Raw genomic sequence first — 210 nt, 5'->3', positions numbered from 1 at the left:
CCCTCACCGGTGCGGTGTTCGGTGATGTCGGCCAGCCACAACCGATTCGGGCCGTGGGCGGTGAAGTCGCGGCGCACTAGATCGTCGTGCACGGGCGGACCGACCTTGCCGCCCTTGCCCCGACGCTTCTTCGTGCTGAACGCGCTGAACCAGCCCATGCCGGAACAGATTTTCCAGGCGGTGCGCTCGACCATCGGCTGGCCGGCAGCG

The 210-nt window shown here is 68.1% G+C and carries 1 pseudogene; it reads right to left on the bottom strand.

The annotated features are described in order from the left end of the window. Positions 1–210: pseudogene (locus tag ACLQ28_RS34715) on the bottom strand (hypothetical protein); the annotation flags it as partial.

Source organism: Micromonospora sp. DT201, from assembly GCF_049841575.1.
Classification (GTDB): Bacteria; Actinomycetota; Actinomycetes; order Mycobacteriales; family Micromonosporaceae; genus Micromonospora.
The sequence above is the reverse complement of the archived record's forward strand: the minus strand, read 5'-3'. Positions and strand labels throughout refer to the sequence as shown.